Raw genomic sequence first — 18,632 nt, 5'->3', positions numbered from 1 at the left:
TTTTTTTATCAGCAATTATTTTTATTAGTTCCCTCCAGGCTATTGCATCTACTATGCCGGCCGATTCCGTAGGCCTGGAGACTAAGGGAGGAAAGAAGTACATACTTCACCGCGTGGAAGCAAAGGAGACTTTATATTCATTGTCGCGCCGGTACAATGTGCCGATCAATCAGATCATTGAGAGTAATCCACCATCAGAGTATGGTCTTGAAATAGGTCAGGTCATCAGAGTGCCCTTTGTGGAAAGGAAGCCTAAAAAGAATGCCAGATCAGAGGAGGTGGCCAATACCGGTGCCTCACCAAAAAGTGATCAGCCACGCCAAACAGGTAGTACTGAAAAAGTACATGTAGTGAAACCCAAGGAAACTATGTATTCCATATCCAGAATGTATAGTGTGAGTATAGAAGACATTAAAAAATGGAACAATATCGATGGAAACATTCTGGATATCGGACAGAGATTGGTTATAAAAAACAACAACAATCAAAATAGTGACAATAACGGTAATACCGACAGTAATAGTCAGGTTACCAAACGAACCGCAAAACAGGGAAAGACCCATGTGGTAGGTTCAGGAGAAACCTTGTATTCGATTTCCAGGTCATTTAATGTAACTGTAGCTGAACTCAAGACCTGGAATGACCTGCTTGACAATGATATCAGCATTGGTCAGGAACTATTCGTTTCCAGACCTGTAGTGATAGCATCCCAGGCCAATACAGAGCCCTTGGTACTACAGGAACCGGTGTCAAAAGAGGCGGTTGGTGCTGATATGGCGAATAACCCGGAAGAGACCGGGGAAATCATAGGTAGGAATGAGAACGAAAACAGTGACCCGGTGAAAACTACGACAGGCAGCACCACTCCGGTAGAATCCACACCTGAGAAATCCACCGGTACCTTTGCCGAAGTGTCTGAGGCAGGTCTTGCAGAGTTGATTGAGGGGTCAGAAAACACACGGAAGTATCTTGCATTGCACCGGACCGCCAAGGTTGGTACCATCATGAGGGTAAGAAACGAAATGAACGATCAGGAGGTGTTTGTGCGGGTTTTAGGCCGCCTTCCTGATACCGGGGTCAATCAAAATGTATTGATAAAGATCTCCAAGTCTGCCTATGACAGGCTGGGGGCTATCGATCCCAAGTTCAGGGTTTCTATCTCATACATTCCATAATTTTGAATTTTAGCGAGCTTAAAGCATTTCTTGACCAAAAGGCTGAGGAATACAATAATCCCGGGTTTATCATTCACGACCCGGTTTCCATTCCTCACCTTTTCAGCAAAAAGCAGGATATTGAGATCTCTGGTTTTTGGGCCGCTGTTCTGGCCTGGGGGCAGCGGGTTACGATCATCAATAAATGCAAGGAACTGTTTGCCCTGATGGACAATGCTCCCTATGAATTTATTACTACCCATGTGGATTCAGACCTAAAACGGTTCCTGAACTTTAAGCACCGTACTTTTAATGCTACGGATACGCTCTATTTCATTGAATTTTTCAAGTGGTATTACACCACGCATGATAGCCTGGAAGATGCGTTTCTTCAGGGTATGTCAGCCGATGCAGATAACGTAGAGCAGGGGTTAGTAAACTTTCACCATTTATTTTTCAGCCTTCCGGACCATCCCGGGAGAACTCAGAAACATATTGCTACTCCGGAGCGTAAATCTGCCTGTAAGCGCATCAATATGTTTCTGCGGTGGATGGTTAGGAAAGATGGCCGTGGTGTTGATTTTGGTTTTTGGAACCGAATTGATCCGGCTCAACTGATTTGCCCATGCGACCTGCATGTAGACCGTGTGGCAAGAAAACTAGGCCTGATCAAAAGAAAGCAAACAGACTGGCAGACTGCAGTGGAACTCACCAATAGATTAAAGCAGTTTGATCCGACAGACCCTGTGAAATATGACTTCGCCCTTTTTGGGTTAGGGATAGAAGAGAAGTTTTAGGTATGGGCCTGACATATGCGCAGGCCCTGACCAGAGTATGATCTTTAAGCTTTTTTCCAGTTGCCCGGATCCTGCCTCCAGGATTCTAAAGAAGCCAATTGGTCTTTTTTAATATAGTCGCGTTTCAGCGCCTCTTCGAGTAGCAAATTATAGTTGCTCAGGCATACGAGAGGGATCCCTGCATCCTTGAAATTTTTATCAGCCAGGTCAAAACCATAGGTAAAGATGGCAGCCATACCCAATACCTCTACACCGTTGGCCTTTAGTGCTTCTGCTGCTTTCAGGGAGCTTCCGCCGGTAGATACAAGGTCCTCGATCACCACTACCTTTTGTCCGGAGGTTGCTTTTCCTTCAATCAGGTTTTCCATGCCATGCCCTTTGGGTTTGGAACGGACATATAAAAATGGCAGCCCCATAGCTTCTGCTACAAGCGCTCCCTGAGGGATGCCTGCAGTAGCTACACCGGCTATAGCTTCCACTCCTGTGTAATTGGCTTTTATAGCTTCAACCAAGCCATTTTTTATAGAAGTGCGTATGTCAGGGTATGACAAAGAAAGTCGGTTGTCGCAGTAAATTGGTGATTTCCAACCCGAACTCCAGGTAAAAGGATTGTCGAGGTTTAACTTGATGGCTTCAATGTCTAATAATTTTCCGGCTATGGTGTGGCCAAGGCTAGTATTCATGGGCAATATCTTTTCGTTGCGAATTTATGGATTAAAAAAGTTAAATTCTATTGGCGTGCTGCCAAATATTTTATTCATTTGTGAGATAAATTTGACCTTTTTTGGATGAACCTTTTCATCAATGACATCCCGGTTACCATTGTAAGAGCAACTGAGCGGCCGGATAAACGGGAATTCAATTACATACTCAATGCAGAGAATGAGCCTATCACTCAGGCAAAGTTACTGCATCGGGTTTGGATAAAACACGCCAAACGTGAAGAGATAGACCATATTTTTGATCTTCTTGACACCACTATCATACCCGGGCTAATTTCCCTTACCCTCACGGTCGATGACTATGAGGATATGAGGAAATTCCTCAAAAAGAAATTTAAGATCATCAAGGCTGCAGGAGGTATAGTAAGGAAGGGCGATAAGCTGCTGATGATATATCGTCTCAAGAAATGGGACCTGCCCAAAGGCAAGCTGGACAAAGGCGAAGACAATTATATGGCTGCCAAAAGAGAGGTAGAGGAGGAGTGCCATGTAAAGGTAAGTATGGGCGAAAAGATTTGTACTACCTGGCATACTTATACCATGAAAAGGAAGAAAATCCTCAAAAAGACCGTATGGTATGCCATGGATATTGTGAAAGACTCCAAAATGAAGCCTCAGGTAGAGGAGGATATAGAAGAGGTGAGGTGGATGACCCGTAAGGAAGTATTCCATGCCCTGCAAGACTCCTATAAATCTATAGCCTTTGTTTTCGACAGGTTTTTTAAGAAGGAAAAACTACAGATCGAGAAAGAACAGGCTGAAAAAGAGCAGGCCGAAAAAGAACAAAATTCAGCAGGCTAAATTTCGTAAGGCAGGAAGTCGCTTACATCGCCACCATAGCGGTGTACTTCCCTGATGATGGTGGAGTTTATAGCTGCCAGTTCCGGAGACGTAATCAGAAATACAGATTCAAGGTCTTTGTTCAGGTGCTTGTTTACTTGCGAGATGCTGTTCTCATATTCAAAGTCAGTGGTATTTCTTAAACCCCTGAGCAGGTATTTTGCACCATGTTTTTTAGCCCACTCTGCAGTAAGTTCATTGTAGATAATGACTTTGATGTTGTCAAACTCCTCAAATGTTCCATCGATCAGCTCTGCCATTTTCTCAACTTCAAAATAGCGATTGCTTTTTTTGCTGTTGTGCCCTATAGCGATGATGATTTCATCAAACAGTTTCAGGCCACGAATAACAATATCTTCATGTCCTTTGGTAAAAGGGTCGAATGAGCCTGGGAAGATGGCTATTTTTTTCATTTGAAGTGGTTTAACCTAGTCACAGAGGTGAATGCTGTACAGATCAAAGAAGTGATGATCCTGGACTTCATCAAAAATGTAACCGTAATTTAAGTAGTCAGGACGGTCCCCGAAAGATATATTCTTTATGAACTTATAAAACTCATTGTAATGCGGGGATTGTTTGCCTATATATCCCCAAAGAATAACATCGCTGGTTTTCTGGTTTTTGTTCAAACCTTTCATCACCAGCATGATATACTTGATGTAGTCGTTGAATTGTTTGATGCTGAACTGGTTGTAGAACTCCAGTTTATTATTCTTTAAGGTAATAATGTGCAGCTTAAACCTGTCGATATACAGGTACATGGTGTTTTTCTTGTTCGTTTTTTCGAAGTTGATCACACCTTCTATAAGGGCACTCGACTGGTGTATGAAGCCTACCTCGGCATTAGGGTAAAGGCTGTTAAGCCAGTTGTAAAGTTCTTTGCGCACTGCAAAAACGCAGATAGCGTCTGACTTTATATGTTTATAGTAAAGGATCTCTTCGTGCTCAGGATCTATGGTAGAGTTGAGCTTCAGATAATCGTAAAGAGCTTCTTTTACAAAAAGCGCTGAAGGAACCAGAGAAAACTTGTTGCTTTTTAAGCTGATCCTAACCGTCTTCCAAAAGCCTGCCATCAAAAGATGGTGTTCTTCAAAGAGGGTGGAAAGAAGCTCCTTCAGCGCTTTGTATGATTTTACACTTGCTAATATATAATCTTCAAGGAGGAGACACCGGTTATTGGTAGAGTCAACAACAGCTATCTGTAAGTCCCTGATCCCGATCTGGATCATAAGGTTATACTGATGAAGTTTGTCTATGTCAAACTTCTCATCTTTTATCTTCTTGATTAACTTATAGCTGATTGTTGCAGTATCCAATGTTTATTCCCAGTTTCCTGAAGTTGTTACATCTGTTTTAGAGCCAAATCTCAGAGGTTTTTTGTTTTTGGCATCGGCATCCTCTTTTCTTGTAGGATCAAAAGGTTTAGGGTTGTACACCTCTATCACATCCACAAGGGCACCACTTTTATCTACCTCGGCAGCGTAAATTTCGAATTTTACGTTTTCATGTCCGGGTACATAAGGCAGTCTGTCGATGTCTACATTAGGATCAAATTTGGTTTCTTCCAATGTCATCAACAGGTCGCCTTTAGTTACTTGTTGGCCTTCAAATAAACTTTCTTGTCTGGTAACCTTACCATTCCTTCTGAACTTGTGCGTTACATCCTTACCGTTTTGATTAAGAACATAAGCCTGGTTACCTTGTTTAACTTCTTTGCCTATTTCTACCAGATATTTTTGGAAAATACCATCATTAGCGGCGTTAACGTTATGGGTAGCTTTGAAAATTCTCTCTTTTGCAGAAATGATCCCCAGCGTGTCAAATGTTACAATAGAGCTGTCCGCACCGTAGCTTAATGTTACCACTCTTTCTTTTCTCTGAATGATAGGATATCTGCCGGTTTTAACGAAATTGATCAGTTTGTCCCAATCACTGGTGTAGTTGCCATGCACTTCCAGGTATACAGTCTCGGCTTCGCGGATTAGTTTTAATCTTTCGATAACAGCGGCTTCACGGTCGGCGATTAATTGCTTCTCATCAATTTCCGACTTAACACTGTCCACCAAATAATAACCTAATGCAAGGCTCGCAATTAGTAGGACTATAGAGATAATTTTGGTAACATTCATTTCTTACGTATTTTTTGATTGCAATAATAAAGATTTTGTGATGTAATACATAATTAATCAAAGTGCTATTTTATGCAATTATTGGCAAAATTTAAAATAGCCCCGCATATTTAATAACGATTCCAGACTCTCGAGGGAATGTAACGCATTATGTAATATTTCATTTCCCATAACTGCTAATTTCTGAAAAGTCACAAACTCTACTTTTTTTATGATCTGGTTCCCGGCATCAAGCTCAGGGTCAGTGCCTTGCATAAGCGCTCCGTCCAGGATATTTACCCTGAAAAAGAGTTCTACAGCGTGAAGTGGTGGTTGTATGAATTCGTTGACAAACAGAAACTCGCTGACGTCTATTTGCAGGCCGGTCTCCTCCCTGAACTCTCTTTTTAGTGCAACTTCTGCAGCCTCTCCCGGCTCTATTCCTCCGCCGGGTGGTATCCATAGCGCATCTTTATCATTGAGGCTCCCATGGTTTACAAGCAGCAGGGCATCGTCTTTAACGCAGATACCGCATACCCTTACCCGCACTTTATTCCCATAAGTGCTTTTGATTGCATCGTTCATTCATTGAAATTACTACTAATTGCTGAAAATTATAAAGGTACGGGCGATATCTTATATTTGTGGCAAAACATAATTCCCTGATAATGATCAAGACCCTTAACCCGGAATATAAAAGCCGTGTTGAACAATACCTTAAGCGGCAGTACTTCATGAAACATATCAACTTTTCACTGAATGTGATCGAAGAAGGCTGTACAGAAGGCTGGCTGGATATAGAGGAGATACATAAACAGCAAAAGGGGTTTGTGCACGGTGGTGTAATAGCCACACTGGCCGATATAACCGCCGGGTTCGCGGCCTACACGCTTGTACCTGAAGATCATCATGTAGTAACGGGCGAGATAAAAGTCTCTTACTTCAATCCGGGTGTAGGCCAAAAGTTACACGCCAAAGGATGGGTAATCAAGCAGGGACGGAAAATGAATTTTTGTGAGGCGGAAGTATGGTGTATTAACGGAGAAACCAAGACGCTGATAGCCAAAGCCACAACAACCATGGTCACTATTTTTCCTGAAGATATACCCAGCTAAATGCCCAGGCCATCCCAAATACTGCTCAATAAATTTCCGTTTACCCCTACCTCCGGGCAGGAGTCGCTCTTTCTTTCTATGGATGACTTCCTGGGGGAGAAGGATGAAAAATCTGTTTTCATTATAAAAGGATATGCAGGTACAGGTAAAACCACTCTGATCAGTACTTTGGTGGCTACGCTGCCACTTTTTAATATGAAGTTCGTATTGCTGGCACCTACAGGTCGTGCCGCAAAAGTAATGTCTTCATATGCAAAGAGAATGGCTTTTACGGTGCACAAAAAGATATACAAGCAGGTAGGGGAGCAAGGCGAAGGGCCGGCTTTTAAGCGGCAGACCAACTATGCTAAAGACACTATATTTATAGTTGATGAGGCTTCCATGATCAATGAAGACCGGAGTTTCGGAGGAACGGGCCTGTTGACTGATCTTTTTCAATATGTATTCTCTGACCTCTCCAATAAACTGATACTGGTGGGGGACGATGCGCAGTTGCCTCCGGTGGGGCAGGAGCTAAGCCCGGCGCTGGACAAAGGCTATCTCGAAGCTAATTTTCATGCTTCCGTGCGCCAGATTACCCTGACCGAAGTAATGCGACAGGAAACTGATTCTGGTATCCTTTTCAATGCAACCAAGCTAAGGAATGAACTAAGTTCAAAATCTGCCCCGGTCATAGGTTTTGAGACCAAAGGCCATAAGGACATTTTCAGGATGACGGGAGAAAAAATGGAAGAGGGGCTGAGATATGCGTACGACAACTTTGGCGTGGAAAATACCATTATCATTTGCAGGTCGAACAGGCTGGCCAACAACTATAATCAGTACATCAGGGCGCGCATACACTTTTATGAGTCTGAACTGGAGGCAGGAGAGTTTCTGATGATTGTGAGAAACAATTATTTGCATGCTCCGGATGATGTAGCTGGCAACTTTCTGGCCAATGGAGATTTTGTGGAGGTAATGAAGATCATATCCTTTGAAGAAATGCATGGGTTCAGGTTTGCCACGCTACAGTTGAGGATGGTGGATTACCCTTCGGAAAATGCTTTTGACGCCAAGGTGATCCTCGATACATTGTATACTGAAACGCCCGCGCTGTCTGAGGAGCAGAACCGGCAGTTGTATGAATCTGTATTGCAGGACTACCAGGACCTGGAATCGGCCAGGGCCAGAAAGGAAGCAATGAAAAAGGACCCGTACCTGAACGCCTTGCAGGTTAAGTTTGCCTATGCACTCACTTGCCATAAATCCCAGGGCGGCCAGTGGAATGCCGTATTTGTAGACCAGGGTTACCTTAAAGATGATAATTTAGATAAAGAGTACATCCGGTGGTTATACACCGCAGCGACAAGAGCGACGGATCAACTATTTTTGGTGAACTTTAATAAGAAAATGTACGTATCTTAACTATGAAAAACGGGCAGGGTTATTGTTTATCAGCCTATAAACTTATATTTGCAATACAATTAAATCAATATTTTATGAAAACTCTTTTGGTATCTATTTTCGGTATATTTGTGATTTTCAACGCGTTAGCACAAGAGTCTACTACGAAGGAAAATGCAAATGGCCCTGTAATGACTTTTGAAGAAACGAAATTTGATTTTGGTGATATTCATCAGGGTGATAAGGTAGAGCATGTATTTACCTTTGAAAATACTGGTAATGAACCATTGATCATCACTAACGTTCAGGTAACATGCGGTTGTACTGCATCTGACTGGCCGAGGGATCCTATTGCTCCCGGACAGGAATCAAGCATGACTATTAAATTTAATAGCTCAGGTAAGCTGGGAATGCAAAATAAAGTGATCACCATCATTAGCAATGCAACTAATCCGAATAACAGGCTGACTATAACTACCAACGTATTGCCTCAGAAAGAAGATGGCACTGGTAGTAACTAAGCTGAATTCCCGGAAAAACACTATATATAAAAGCAAAAACGCTTTCAAAAATTGAATTTGAAAGCGTTTTTTTTCTGTTCCAAATAACACCTCAGGAAATTACTTCCCGGCTTTATATTCAAACCTGTTAAAGATCTGCTCAACGGCATCCTTGATCTTTGTAGGATCCCTGTCAAACATATTGTCATCGTCCATTATACCGGAAGCATATCCTTGCCAGACGATAGTACCTTTTTCTTTGTCCAGCATTTGAATGAGAAGAGTACCTTCTTTGAGGTTGTACGTTCTGAAATCTTCCTCTTCCCTTACTTCATCGTTTCCGAGTACTTCTTCATATCCGGTGTACCCCTGAAACTGTGTAGGTTTTTCAAAAACCTTAAAATTTATCAGCAAATCAGGGCTTGCACCTGCCATATTATAGCCTCGGGCGTCCAGTTCATATTTAATTGCGTCCCTGATTGTGCTTTTTAGTACCGCATCATTGAAAAAATCCTCTGAGCTGGCACTTTTCGCACTTGACGTCCAGCCGAAAGTTTTATAATCTTCAAAGCTGGTGTCCAGTCTTTCATCCATAGCTACCAAATCCTGACTGTAAGTAGGAGTGCTGGAGATAGCAGCTATACAAAAGATGGCCATTAGTATTTTTAAATGTCTCATGTTTAGTATTAGTTTAGATGAACATAATTTCACCTAAACTGATGAGAATACTGTGCCAGCCATTATATAGCGGGTTAATGCTTACACATAGATGCCAGCCTTTGAAAACAGTGGAAACAAATCCACATACTATGGATGCGCAGGTACATCGTCCGGTGGAGTTGGCTGGCTAGAGCGCTTTTCTCACGCCCAAAGCCATGAAGATCCAGCCCAGGATAAACATCACCCCTCCAATCGGGGTAATAGCGCCCAGCACTGCGATGTTCGTCAGGCAGAGCACATATAAAGAACCGCTGAATATGACTATACCGGCTATCATACAAACAGCAGAATATTTAAAATGCTTATCAGGATACTTTAGCATCAAAATGCCCAGTCCGAAAATGGCGAGTGTGTGATAAAACTGGTATTTTACAGCGGTCTCGAAAGTGTCCAGCCTGCCATGTTCCAGCAGTAAGGGTTTAAGTCCGTGAGCGCCGAAAGCACCTATGGCTACAGAGAGCGCTCCTAATACGGCTGCGGCAATTAATATATTCTTGTTGTTCATCTAGGCGTAGTTTCTTTCTCCAAATATAGCACTGCCTACCCTTACTAAAGTGCTTCCTTCCTCCAGAGCAATTTCATAGTCCCCGCTCATGCCCATAGACAGTTCTTCCATGGAGACATTGACCGGTGTTTCCATCTGGGCCAATCGGTCAAATATATTTTTCAGAGACTTAAATTCCCGGCGTATCTGATCCTGGTCTTCCGTAAAAGTGGCCATGCCCATGAGCCCTACAATCCTGATGTTTTTCATGGCTTCAAATTCCTGAGAAGCCAACATCTCTTTCAGCTCTTCTTCCGATAAGCCAAACTTGGTGTCTTCTTCCGCTATGTGTACCTGTAGCAGGCAATCAATAACACGATCATTTTTTTGTGCCTGTTTGTCAATTTCTTTCAACAGACGAAGGCTGTCTACAGAGTGGATCAGCGTTACAAAAGGAGCTATATATTTTACTTTGTTTCTTTGTAAATGGCCTATCATGTGCCACTCTATATCTTTCGGCAGTACTTCATATTTCTCCGATAGTTCCTGGGCCTTGTTTTCACCAAATATGCGAAGGCCTTCATCATAAGCTTTTTGTATTAGTTCTGCAGGCTTGGTTTTACTTACTGCTACTAATCGGGCTGGTTTTCCTGATAAAAAATCCTGAATTTTCTTAATATTGTTTTTGATATCCATTTTATAATTTTAATATCGGGTCAATATTTGTGTATAACAAAGTAAAAAATTTTAACTGAGAGCATATGCCTATTTTAGGTACTTTATTAAAGAAAGGAATAAGGATAAGGGAGAGTTTGGAACAGGAGTATTCAAATCCTTTCGACATACAAAAGCAAGAATTAAAGAAACTACTCATTACGGCCAGTCAGACTGCTTTCGGAAAACACTATGCTTTTGGCAGCATTCTCAATGCGTATAAAAAGGAAGATCAAAAGGCCTTTTTTCAGTTGTATAAAGAGCAGGTGCCCATCCATAACTATAACAAAATGTATAAGGACTGGTGGCATATTGCGAAGCAGGGCAAAAGGAATATATGCTGGCCGGGCAACGTTAAATATTTTGCCTTAAGTTCGGGCACCTCGGAGGCTTCATCAAAGTACTTGCCGATAACCAAAGACATGAAGCGCGCCATCCAGAAGACGAGTATCCGACAAATACTTTCGTTGAGCAAATATGACCTTCCTTCCGGCTTTTTTCAGGGGGGCATATTGATGCTGGGGGGCAGTACACAGCTCAATAACAGAGGGAGTTATTTCGAAGGTGATCTCAGCGGTATTCAGGCGGCGCAGTTGCCCTTTTGGTTTCAGCATTTCTACAAGCCGGGCAAAAGAATAGCCAAAACAAAGGATTGGGACGAAAAACTGAATGAAATAGCCAAAAAGGCAAAGGACTGGAATATCAGCATCATCGTAGGCGTTCCTGCCTGGATACAGATCCTGATGGAAAAAATATTGGAATACCATCAGGTTTCCAACATCCACGAAATATGGCCAAACCTGATGGCGTATGTTCATGGAGGCGTGTCTTTTGACCCATACCGAAAAGGTTTCCAGAAGTTACTAGGCAAAGAGATCTATTACATAGAAACTTACCTGGCTTCGGAAGGGTTTATCGCCTTCCAGACCAAACCGAACCACCGGTCAATGAAGTTGGTATTGAACAATGGGCTTTTCTATGAATTTGTGCCTTTTGATGAAAGGAATTTTGACGAAAACGGAGACATCCTGCCCCATGCAGAGACTTTTATGATTGATGAAGTGGAAGAGGGTAAGGAGTATGCACTTCTGCTCTCAACATGTGCAGGAGCCTGGAGGTACATCATCGGAGATGTGGTGAAATTTACTTCGAAGGAGGACTCAGAAATAATAATCACAGGGCGTACAAAACACTTCCTGAGCCTGTGTGGTGAGCATATGTCTGTTGATAATATGAACAAAGCCATTGAAATGGTAGGTGACGACCTTAATATAGCAATACCGGAATTTACCGTGGCGGGCATCCCGCACAACACCCTGTTTGCCCATCATTGGTATATCGGCACGGACGCTGATGTTGATCCTGAATTGATCAGGACCAAGCTGGACGGCTATTTGAAAGAGCTCAACGATGACTATGCTGTAGAACGCAGTGCGGCACTTAAGGAAGTTTTTGTTGATGTACTTCCGATAAGTACTTTTTACAAATGGATGGAGTCCAAAGGCAAGGTTGGGGGACAAAACAAGTTCCCTCGGGTAATAAAGAGTGCTCAGTATGAAGATTGGAAAAACTTCATCAAGCAATCTGTCTGAATGGTTTTTGTAAACGGATTGCTATTTGGCCTTGTGCTTGCCGTTCTTATCGGACCGGTGTTTTTTACGCTGCTTCAAACCAGTATAGAAAAAGGGTTCGATAAGGCTATACTGGTGGCCATAGGGATATTTTTTAGCGATGTAGTGTATATCAACCTGGCATACTTTGGGCTTTCGCAGTTTATCAAAAACTCGAAATACAATGAATGGATAGGCTATGCAGGAGGGGTTATCCTTATTGTATTCGGTATTGTCTCTCTCTTCAAATCCAGGAAAAAGACAAAGATTATCCATCGGTCTGTTTCTGTTAAAGGGTTTTTTAGGTATATATTCAAAGGATTCATCATTAACGGTATCAGTCCGTTTGTTCTGATTTTTTGGCTGGGAGCCATGAGTATGGCCACCATTGAATACGGCTACTCCGGCAAAACGCTGGTCTTATTTTTCGGCATCATCATGCTGATTGTACTGATTACTGATGTACTTAAAGCTTATCTGGCCAATAAGCTTCGTACGTTGATCACACCAAGGCTTTTTACTATTCTCAACGTAATCGTAGGCGTTGCCCTGATAGCCTTTGGCCTAAGGATGTTTGTGTATAACTGGTAATTTGTCTTTGGCAAGGTGTAGGTACATTCTGAATATTTACCTCTTAATCCTGCAACACATTAGTAATAAATGTAGACTTCAAGAGCAACCACAAAAGGAAAACACAAATAGCCCAATTGAGATAATTGATGTAAAAATCAGTGGTGTCTTTGTAGCGCGTTTCTTTGATCTCCGCCTTCTCATATTCATCGATGATCTTAAACACCTTTTCCAGAGCCTCATTGTCAGATACACGGAAAAACTGACCTTCACCTATATCAGCTATTTCCCTCAGCGTTGTTTCATCCAGGGTGTTGTCCACCATTCTGGGTCTGCCGAAAAAGTCCTTGCCATACGGTACCTTTCCTTCTTTACCGATAGCAATGGTATATATCTTGATATCATAGGCAGAAGCCAGCTTGGCTGCTGTGATAGGATCAATGTTACCGGCGGTATTATCACCGTCACTAAGCAGTATGATTACTTTGGATTTTGACTCGGACTCACGCATGCGGTTTGTAGCTACAGCCAGCGCACTGCCTATGGCCGTGCCCCGGTTGTCGATCATCTCAAAGTTTATCTCCTCGATTGACGATTTTAAGAGATCGTAGTCCGTTGTTAACGGAGAAAGGGAATAGGCATCTCCGGAGAATATCACAATACCTATCCTATCCTGGAAGCGGCCATTGATGAAATCTACGGCCTTCTCTTTGGCAGATTCCAGCCGGTTGGGTTTGAAGTCCTGGATCTGCATGGATTGAGAGATATCTATCACCAGCATGATGTCAATACCTTCTGTCCATTGTATCGCTTTTTCATTCGTTTTCTGCGGTCTGGCCAATGCCACGATCACCAGTGCAGTAAGTACGATCAGCAATATGTCCGGGATCAGCCTAACGAGGTTCGTCGGGTTGGACTTGATCTGGCTTTTGGTCAGTGCAATAGGGAGCTTCTGATTCAGCGAATACCTGATTACCCACCTTCCCGCAATGAACACAGGGATCAGTACAAGGGCATAAAGTATTATTTTATGCTCCCAGGTAAAGTTTTTGAAAACAGTAGGCGTGAACCACTCAAGGCTATACCATGGGATTTGATAGTCCATTTGCTCATCCATGCTTCACCTCCTCCACTTTAGCCGTAAATCTCTCCTGAGCATATTTTTTAAGTGCAGTGTACTGTTTCATCATCTCTCCGTTTACACTTAAGTTGCCGTAGATCACCCGGTCGAGCGCTTTCAATGAATCTGCTATACTTTCAGGGTTATAAAGTTGAATAATTTCTTTTGTAGTTAATTGAGTATAGGGTTTCGATTCCAGCTTTTCAAGGTATTTCTTCCAAAGAACCAGTGCTTTTTCGGCTTTGTCTTTTGCAGGCTCCTGATCATTGAGTACCAGTGCGTCGTACTTTTCAATAAACTTATCGTTGGCTCGTTTTAGTCGCTTTAGTCTGTAGTGTTTCTTTAACCTGCCCCCAAAAAGCACAAAGAAAAGTATTACAAGAACGATGAGTATTGCCGCACCAATGATGAAATAAGGATAATTGAACTGTAGCCTTACGCTCTTGTAAGTAGTGTTTTCCTTTAAAGGCATAGCCTCGGCTGCTACAGAGTCAGGTATTTCAGTTACCAGTTGCTGGAGTATAACAGCATCGGCTTCTGCATAAACGGGCGTGCTGTCTTTGCCATGAAGTATAAATACCGGCAATTTTAGCTGCTGGATACTGTCTATTTCAAAAGAAGTGAAGTAGTAAACCGCACTGTCATAGCTATGTGTGCTATCGGATTGTGTAGGAAAGTAGCGTTTACGGTCCAGCTCGTAAGGCGAGTAGTCGTACAGAGAGTCCGGAAACACTACATCCATACCTCGTGGGTATTTGACAGAAAGGGAATATCCTATGGGTATCCCAATTTTAATGCTATCACTTAAAAATTGCCCTTGCGGTTTAATTTGCTGAGCCTGGGTATTGAATACAACAAAAAATAAAACCGGTAGAAGGCTCCTTGCTATTCCTTTATACACTCTTTAAAGTTTTATTTCTTATTTTAAATAGTTTCAGAAGTTTGGGGACATAATCTTCTTCTGTATCAATGGTCACAAAGTTAATCTGATGACGCTTTGCGAATTTAGTGAGATACTCCTCATTCTCAGCATAGTTTTTTTTAATTCTTGATCTGAAATTTCCAAATGAAGTATTGACCCAGATGGTTTCTTTGCTCTCTTTTTCGTAGATGGGAATTATCCCCAGCTTGGGAAGCTTGGTCTCCCGCTTATCGGTGATCCTGACCATAACAAGGTCGTGCTTTTTGGCCAGGCCTTTAAGGTTATGGTAGTAACCCTCATCGATAAAGTCAGAGATAAACACGATCACACTTCTGCGTTTGATGGTGTTGAGCGTGAACAAGATGGCTTTGCTGAGGTCCGTCTTTTGGGATTTTGGTTTCAGGTTTACCAGGGTATGTACGATCTCATATGCAAGCTGAGGCCCTTTTCTTGGTTTTATAAATTTCTCCTTCTGGTCAGAAAAGCATATCAATCCCACTTGACTGCCTTCCTTTGCCGCAGACAGTGAAAGTACTCCGCATATTTCTTTTCCTATGTCCAGCTTTTGCTTTCCATGCCCTCCGATTTCCTGCGATCCGCTTACATCCAGAATAAAAAATACAGTTTGCTCTTTCTCTTCTTTAAAGGTCTTTACAAAAGTGCCATGTCCTTTGGCGCTCACGTTCCAGTCAATCGTACGGATGTCGTCACCGTACTGATACGACCTTACATCGTCAAATTCCAGGCCTGATCCTTTAAAAATTGAATGAAAGTCTCCCTGCATCTGGCTGTTGATAGCCTTTCTGATTTGTATTTCGTATTTTCGTAGCTTTTTTAAGAGATCCTTCATTGGCTCAATTTTGGCTATAAAATTATAACAAAGTTGATGAATATTCCCTTCATGAAAAAATGATTTCCTTGACAGGAATATTTACCTTATTAATGGATGATCAGATACTTCAAAAGTTATAACTCTATTAATAATATGCACGTAAAACCTGCATTGTAATATTAAAATTTTAAAAACAGAAGCTTTTGCATTGAAAATGCATGATGCTCAAACAAAACGGCTCCAATGAAAACGAAAATACTCCTGATATGTTATGTCCTGTTGCTTGCAGCGTGTTCAAAAGAAGATGAAGCGCCTGATGACCTGCTGTCGAAAGATAAAATGGTGCCCTTGCTCATAGATATTTATATCGGAGAAAGCAGGGTAAATAACCTGAGACTGAGCCGCGACTCGTCCATGGCTATATTTGAAGTTTATGAAGGAGAACTTTTTAAGCAACATCAGGTAACTGATTCGACTTATCGTCGTAGTATGACTTACTACTACAATCATCCCAAAGAACTTGAAGAGATCTACGGCATTGTGCTGGACAGCCTGAACCTCAGGGAACAGCGCCTGAAGGAGCAGCGGGAAAAAGAAGAAGTACGCGACGAGAAGGATAAGAAAGAAAAAGACGAAAAAAAAGACAAGGAGTAAGAAAGAAGTAATGCTTTACCCAAAAGATATAGAAGCTAAACTGGGCTTTGATAAAATAAGACTACTATTAAAAGAGAAGTGCCTTTCGAACCTGGGCGCAGGTATAGTGGATAAGATAACCCTAAGCAACAACCCTGACCATATCAGAAAGCTGCTCTTGCAAGCCGAAGAGTTTGTGAGAATACTGGTTGCAGGCGAACCATTTCCATCGAACTACTTCCTGGATGTTTCTTCAGCACTTGAGCGTTCCAAAACAGAAGGAATGTTCTTGCAGGAAGAGGAGTTCCTTAATATCAACAGGTCATTGCAGACCATTCTGTCGTGCGACAGATTTTTGCGAAAGCGCTCTCAGGAGTTTCCGCAGCTTCACCTACTCACAAGTATGGTGCAGTTCGACGAAAGTATTTGTCGCAAGATCAGTGAAAAGATTGATGATAACGGCTATGTGAAGGACTCTGCAAGCGAGAAGCTGGCCGAAGTGAGGCAGCAGTTGAAATCCAAGCATGCCCAGGTCAGGAGAACGCTGAACAGTATTTACAAAAATGCAGTTAAGGACGGTTATGTGCCGGAAGGTGCTTCCATGACCATTAGAGATGGCAGGATGGTGATCCCTATTACCGCTGAGTATAAAAGAAGGATAAAAGGCTTCGTACACGATGAGTCTGCAACGGGACAGACGGTGTTTTTAGAGCCTGCCGAAGTGCTGGAAGGAAATAATGAAATACGAGAGCTGGAAAATGCTGAGAAGCGGGAGGTGATCCGGATTTTGACGGCGCTTACAGATCTCCTGAGAGCTAACCTGGACGACATCAGGCGAGCATACCAGTTCCTGTCATTGATCGACTTTATCAGGGCAAAGGCACGTCTGGCTATAGAAATGAATGCGGTAATGCCCAAAGTTAATGACGACAGAAGCATGAGGTGGAAAAAGGCCAGGCATCCATTATTGTTCCTGACCTATGAAAAAACGGGCCGCAAGGTAGTGCCCCTGGATATTGCTCTGGAAGATGGCCAGAGGATGATCATCATTTCCGGGCCCAATGCCGGAGGTAAGTCGGTTTGTCTCAAAACTGTGGGGCTTATCCAATATATGCTGCAAAGTGGTTTACTGGTGCCGCTGGGAGAGGAGTCAGTGGCAGGGATATTCGAGAATATTTTTATTGACATCGGTGATGAGCAGTCTATTGAAAATGACCTGAGTACCTACAGTTCACACCTGACCAACATGAGGTTCTTTTTAAAGCATACGGACAAGAAGACACTTTGCCTTATTGATGAATTTGGTACTGGTACCGACCCGCACTTCGGAGGGGCTATAGCCGAGGCTATATTAGATAAACTGGTTGAAGAGAAGGGTAATGGTGTTATTACCACGCACTACAGCAATATAAAGCACTATGCAGGCCAAAAAGCCGAGGTAGTGAACGGGGCCATGAAGTTTGATATGCAAAATCTGGAGCCACTTTATGAGCTTGAAATAGGCAAACCCGGGAGCTCTTTTTCACTGGAAATAGCCAAGAAAATAGGCCTGCCTCCCCAGATTATCGAATACGCCAGAGGTGTGGCGGGAAGTAAATCCATGAATGTGGATGACCTGATCCTTAAACTGGAAAGGCAGGAGCAGGAGATTGTGCGTAGGGAAAAGGAAGCCAGGGAGACAGAGCAGTTTGTGAAGAACCTGAAAAACAAATACGACCAGCTTTACAATCAGTTGGAGAATCGTAAAAAGGAGATTATAGACTCTGCCAAAAAGGAGGCTGCCCAGTTGCTGTCCAGTACGAATAAGGAGATAGAAAAGACGATCAGGCATATCCGGGAGAATAAGGCTGAGAAGAAAGAGACGAAGAGGGTGCGGGAGCGACTTGGGCAATTAAAAGAGCGCGTGAGCCCGGAGCAGATCATTGAGGAGCACATGAAGGTTAAGGTGATCCCCGGAAAAGTAGAAGTTGGGGATAATGTGAGGATCACGGATAAAGATGTAGTAGGAGAAGTGCTGGATATCAGGGGCAAGGATGCTGAGGTTTTGGTTGGAGACCTTAAAATGATGGTAAAGCTCAAACGGCTTGAAAAGATCTCAAAAGGTATGGCCAAGCAGGCAAAGAAAAACCCGGCCAGAAGCTCCGCGGGAATGAACCTGAACCAAAAGCTGGCAGAGTTTAGCTCTACGTTGGATGTAAGAGGAAAGCGCGCTGAGGAAGTTTTGGGACTGGTTGATAAATTTATTGATGATGCTATGCTTTTCAATATGGAGGAGATCAGAATATTACACGGGAAGGGTAACGGGGTACTGCGTGACCTGATCAGGAACTATTTAAAGGATTCCGGTTTGGTGTCTTCTATTCATGATGAACATGTAGAGAGGGGTGGGGCTGGTATTAGTGTAA

21 protein-coding genes are annotated in these 18,632 nt (G+C 42.7%); 10 read left to right on the top strand and 11 right to left on the bottom strand.

What is annotated here, in order from left to right:
- Together E1163_RS13975 and E1163_RS13970 are read left to right on the top strand one after the other, a co-directional pair.
- Window positions 1-1,175, top strand: a 1,175-nt coding sequence (locus E1163_RS13975; RefSeq protein WP_185156087.1) for a LysM peptidoglycan-binding domain-containing protein, incomplete at its 5' end; no start/stop codon positions are given.
- A gap of 2 nt (window positions 1,176-1,177) precedes the next feature.
- A complete protein-coding gene (locus tag E1163_RS13970) occupies window positions 1,178-1,951 on the top strand; it encodes a TIGR02757 family protein (RefSeq protein WP_155172826.1) in 774 nt (257 codons plus the stop codon).
- A 44-nt stretch (window positions 1,952-1,995) separates the two neighbouring features.
- On the opposite strand, the gene pyrE is transcribed toward E1163_RS13970, so the two are convergent.
- Entirely contained in the window at window positions 1,996-2,634 is a 639-nt protein-coding gene (gene pyrE / locus E1163_RS13965) for an orotate phosphoribosyltransferase (RefSeq protein ID WP_155172823.1), read from the bottom strand.
- A 105-nt stretch (window positions 2,635-2,739) separates the two neighbouring features.
- On the opposite strand from pyrE, the gene E1163_RS13960 reads away from it, so the two are divergent.
- Window positions 2,740-3,474 carry an NUDIX hydrolase gene (locus E1163_RS13960; protein WP_155172821.1) on the top strand — a complete coding sequence of 245 codons (735 nt, stop codon included), beginning with the start codon at window positions 2,740-2,742 and terminating at the stop codon, window positions 3,472-3,474.
- On the opposite strand, the gene coaD is transcribed toward E1163_RS13960, so the two are convergent.
- From coaD to E1163_RS13940, 4 genes are all read right to left on the bottom strand, one after another.
- Window positions 3,471-3,926 carry a pantetheine-phosphate adenylyltransferase gene (gene coaD, locus E1163_RS13955; protein ID WP_155172819.1) on the bottom strand — a complete coding sequence of 152 codons (456 nt, stop codon included), beginning with the start codon at window positions 3,924-3,926 and terminating at the stop codon, window positions 3,471-3,473. The genes E1163_RS13960 and coaD overlap by 4 nt on opposite strands.
- Window positions 3,927-3,941: 15 nt before the next feature.
- Window positions 3,942-4,829, bottom strand: coding sequence for a DUF3822 family protein (locus E1163_RS13950; protein WP_155172817.1), 888 nt, complete (start codon window positions 4,827-4,829; stop codon window positions 3,942-3,944).
- 3 nt (window positions 4,830-4,832) lie between these two features.
- Window positions 4,833-5,642 (bottom strand): hypothetical protein, encoded by an 810-nt coding sequence (locus E1163_RS13945; RefSeq protein ID WP_155172816.1) that lies wholly within the window; start codon window positions 5,640-5,642, stop codon window positions 4,833-4,835.
- Between the two features lie 78 nt (window positions 5,643-5,720).
- Entirely contained in the window at window positions 5,721-6,206 is a 486-nt protein-coding gene (locus E1163_RS13940) for an NUDIX domain-containing protein (RefSeq protein WP_155172814.1), read from the bottom strand.
- Window positions 6,207-6,289: 83 nt separating this feature from the next.
- On the opposite strand from E1163_RS13940, the gene E1163_RS13935 reads away from it, so the two are divergent.
- The 3 genes from E1163_RS13935 (at window position 6,290) to E1163_RS13925 (ending at window position 8,643) form a co-directional block, all read left to right on the top strand.
- Entirely contained in the window at window positions 6,290-6,736 is a 447-nt protein-coding gene (locus tag E1163_RS13935) for a PaaI family thioesterase (protein WP_155172812.1), read from the top strand.
- Window positions 6,737-8,143 carry an ATP-dependent DNA helicase gene (locus E1163_RS13930; protein WP_155172809.1) on the top strand — a complete coding sequence of 469 codons (1,407 nt, stop codon included), beginning with the start codon at window positions 6,737-6,739 and terminating at the stop codon, window positions 8,141-8,143.
- Between the two features lie 74 nt (window positions 8,144-8,217).
- Window positions 8,218-8,643, top strand: a complete 426-nt coding sequence (locus E1163_RS13925) for a DUF1573 domain-containing protein (RefSeq protein ID WP_155172807.1) — start codon at window positions 8,218-8,220, stop codon at window positions 8,641-8,643.
- Window positions 8,644-8,742: 99 nt separating this feature from the next.
- Here E1163_RS13925 and E1163_RS13920 read toward each other — a convergent pair whose 3' ends face one another.
- The 3 genes from E1163_RS13920 to E1163_RS13910 all read right to left on the bottom strand — a co-directional run bounded on the left by E1163_RS13920 (window position 8,743) and on the right by E1163_RS13910 (window position 10,522).
- Window positions 8,743-9,300, bottom strand: a complete 558-nt coding sequence (locus E1163_RS13920; RefSeq protein WP_155172805.1) for a DUF4136 domain-containing protein — start codon at window positions 9,298-9,300, stop codon at window positions 8,743-8,745.
- Window positions 9,301-9,469: 169 nt separating this feature from the next.
- On the bottom strand, window positions 9,470-9,847 hold the full coding sequence (locus E1163_RS13915) for a DUF423 domain-containing protein (protein ID WP_155172803.1): 378 nt from the start codon (window positions 9,845-9,847) through the stop codon (window positions 9,470-9,472).
- Window positions 9,848-10,522: a YggS family pyridoxal phosphate-dependent enzyme gene (locus E1163_RS13910; protein WP_155172801.1), complete on the bottom strand. Its 675-nt coding sequence runs from the start codon at window positions 10,520-10,522 to the stop codon at window positions 9,848-9,850. It lies immediately after the preceding gene.
- Window positions 10,523-10,587: 65 nt separating this feature from the next.
- Between E1163_RS13910 and E1163_RS13905 the strand changes: the two genes are divergently transcribed.
- Both E1163_RS13905 and E1163_RS13900 read left to right on the top strand, forming a co-directional pair.
- A complete protein-coding gene (locus E1163_RS13905) occupies window positions 10,588-12,132 on the top strand; it encodes a GH3 family acyl-acid amido synthetase (RefSeq protein WP_155172799.1) in 1,545 nt (514 codons plus the stop codon).
- The gene (locus E1163_RS13900; RefSeq protein ID WP_155172798.1) at window positions 12,133-12,741 is read left to right on the top strand and encodes a LysE family translocator; all 609 of its coding nucleotides are present in this window, start codon (window positions 12,133-12,135) and stop codon (window positions 12,739-12,741) included.
- 43 nt (window positions 12,742-12,784) lie between these two features.
- On the opposite strand, the gene E1163_RS13895 is transcribed toward E1163_RS13900, so the two are convergent.
- The 3 genes from E1163_RS13895 to E1163_RS13885 are packed head-to-tail and all read right to left on the bottom strand — an operon-like array spanning window position 12,785 to window position 15,612.
- On the bottom strand, window positions 12,785-13,837 hold the full coding sequence (locus E1163_RS13895) for a vWA domain-containing protein (protein ID WP_246223672.1): 1,053 nt from the start codon (window positions 13,835-13,837) through the stop codon (window positions 12,785-12,787).
- On the bottom strand, window positions 13,830-14,741 hold the full coding sequence (locus tag E1163_RS13890; RefSeq protein WP_155172796.1) for a hypothetical protein: 912 nt from the start codon (window positions 14,739-14,741) through the stop codon (window positions 13,830-13,832). The genes E1163_RS13895 and E1163_RS13890 overlap by 8 nt, the downstream gene beginning before the upstream one ends.
- A complete protein-coding gene (locus tag E1163_RS13885; protein ID WP_155172794.1) occupies window positions 14,734-15,612 on the bottom strand; it encodes a DUF58 domain-containing protein in 879 nt (292 codons plus the stop codon). Before E1163_RS13885 ends, E1163_RS13890 begins: the two co-directional genes overlap by 8 nt.
- 225 nt (window positions 15,613-15,837) lie before the next feature.
- Here E1163_RS13885 and E1163_RS13880 point away from each other — a divergent pair, with 225 nt between their 5' ends.
- Together E1163_RS13880 and E1163_RS13875 are read left to right on the top strand one after the other, a co-directional pair.
- Window positions 15,838-16,248, top strand: coding sequence for a DUF4296 domain-containing protein (locus tag E1163_RS13880; protein WP_155172792.1), 411 nt, complete (start codon window positions 15,838-15,840; stop codon window positions 16,246-16,248).
- Between the two features lie 10 nt (window positions 16,249-16,258).
- On the top strand, window positions 16,259-18,632 hold a 2,374-nt coding region (locus E1163_RS13875; protein ID WP_155172790.1), incomplete at its 3' end, for an endonuclease MutS2.

Source organism: Fulvivirga kasyanovii (genome assembly GCF_009711405.1).
Classification (GTDB): Bacteria; Bacteroidota; Bacteroidia; order Cytophagales; family Cyclobacteriaceae; genus Fulvivirga; species Fulvivirga kasyanovii.
Note: the sequence above shows the minus strand (reverse complement) of the source record. Positions and strands in the feature narration are given on the sequence as shown.

Coding starts and splice junctions, on each gene's coding strand:
- E1163_RS13935 (WP_155172812.1), top strand. CDS start 6,290: ATGATCAAGACCCTTAACCCGGAATATAAAAGCCGTGTTGAACAATAC.
- E1163_RS13945 (WP_155172816.1), bottom strand. CDS start 5,642: ATGAATGTTACCAAAATTATCTCTATAGTCCTACTAATTGCGAGCCTT.
- E1163_RS13920 (WP_155172805.1), bottom strand. CDS start 9,300: ATGAGACATTTAAAAATACTAATGGCCATCTTTTGTATAGCTGCTATC.
- E1163_RS13910 (WP_155172801.1), bottom strand. CDS start 10,522: ATGGATATCAAAAACAATATTAAGAAAATTCAGGATTTTTTATCAGGA.
- E1163_RS13880 (WP_155172792.1), top strand. CDS start 15,838: ATGAAAACGAAAATACTCCTGATATGTTATGTCCTGTTGCTTGCAGCG.
- E1163_RS13940 (WP_155172814.1), bottom strand. CDS start 6,206: ATGAACGATGCAATCAAAAGCACTTATGGGAATAAAGTGCGGGTAAGG.
- E1163_RS13960 (WP_155172821.1), top strand. CDS start 2,740: ATGAACCTTTTCATCAATGACATCCCGGTTACCATTGTAAGAGCAACT.
- E1163_RS13915 (WP_155172803.1), bottom strand. CDS start 9,847: ATGAACAACAAGAATATATTAATTGCCGCAGCCGTATTAGGAGCGCTC.
- E1163_RS13930 (WP_155172809.1), top strand. CDS start 6,737: ATGCCCAGGCCATCCCAAATACTGCTCAATAAATTTCCGTTTACCCCT.
- E1163_RS13925 (WP_155172807.1), top strand. CDS start 8,218: ATGAAAACTCTTTTGGTATCTATTTTCGGTATATTTGTGATTTTCAAC.
- coaD (WP_155172819.1), bottom strand. CDS start 3,926: ATGAAAAAAATAGCCATCTTCCCAGGCTCATTCGACCCTTTTACCAAA.
- E1163_RS13885 (WP_155172794.1), bottom strand. CDS start 15,612: ATGAAGGATCTCTTAAAAAAGCTACGAAAATACGAAATACAAATCAGA.
- E1163_RS13900 (WP_155172798.1), top strand. CDS start 12,133: ATGGTTTTTGTAAACGGATTGCTATTTGGCCTTGTGCTTGCCGTTCTT.
- pyrE (WP_155172823.1), bottom strand. CDS start 2,634: ATGAATACTAGCCTTGGCCACACCATAGCCGGAAAATTATTAGACATT.
- E1163_RS13905 (WP_155172799.1), top strand. CDS start 10,588: ATGCCTATTTTAGGTACTTTATTAAAGAAAGGAATAAGGATAAGGGAG.
- E1163_RS13895 (WP_246223672.1), bottom strand. CDS start 13,837: ATGGATGAGCAAATGGACTATCAAATCCCATGGTATAGCCTTGAGTGG.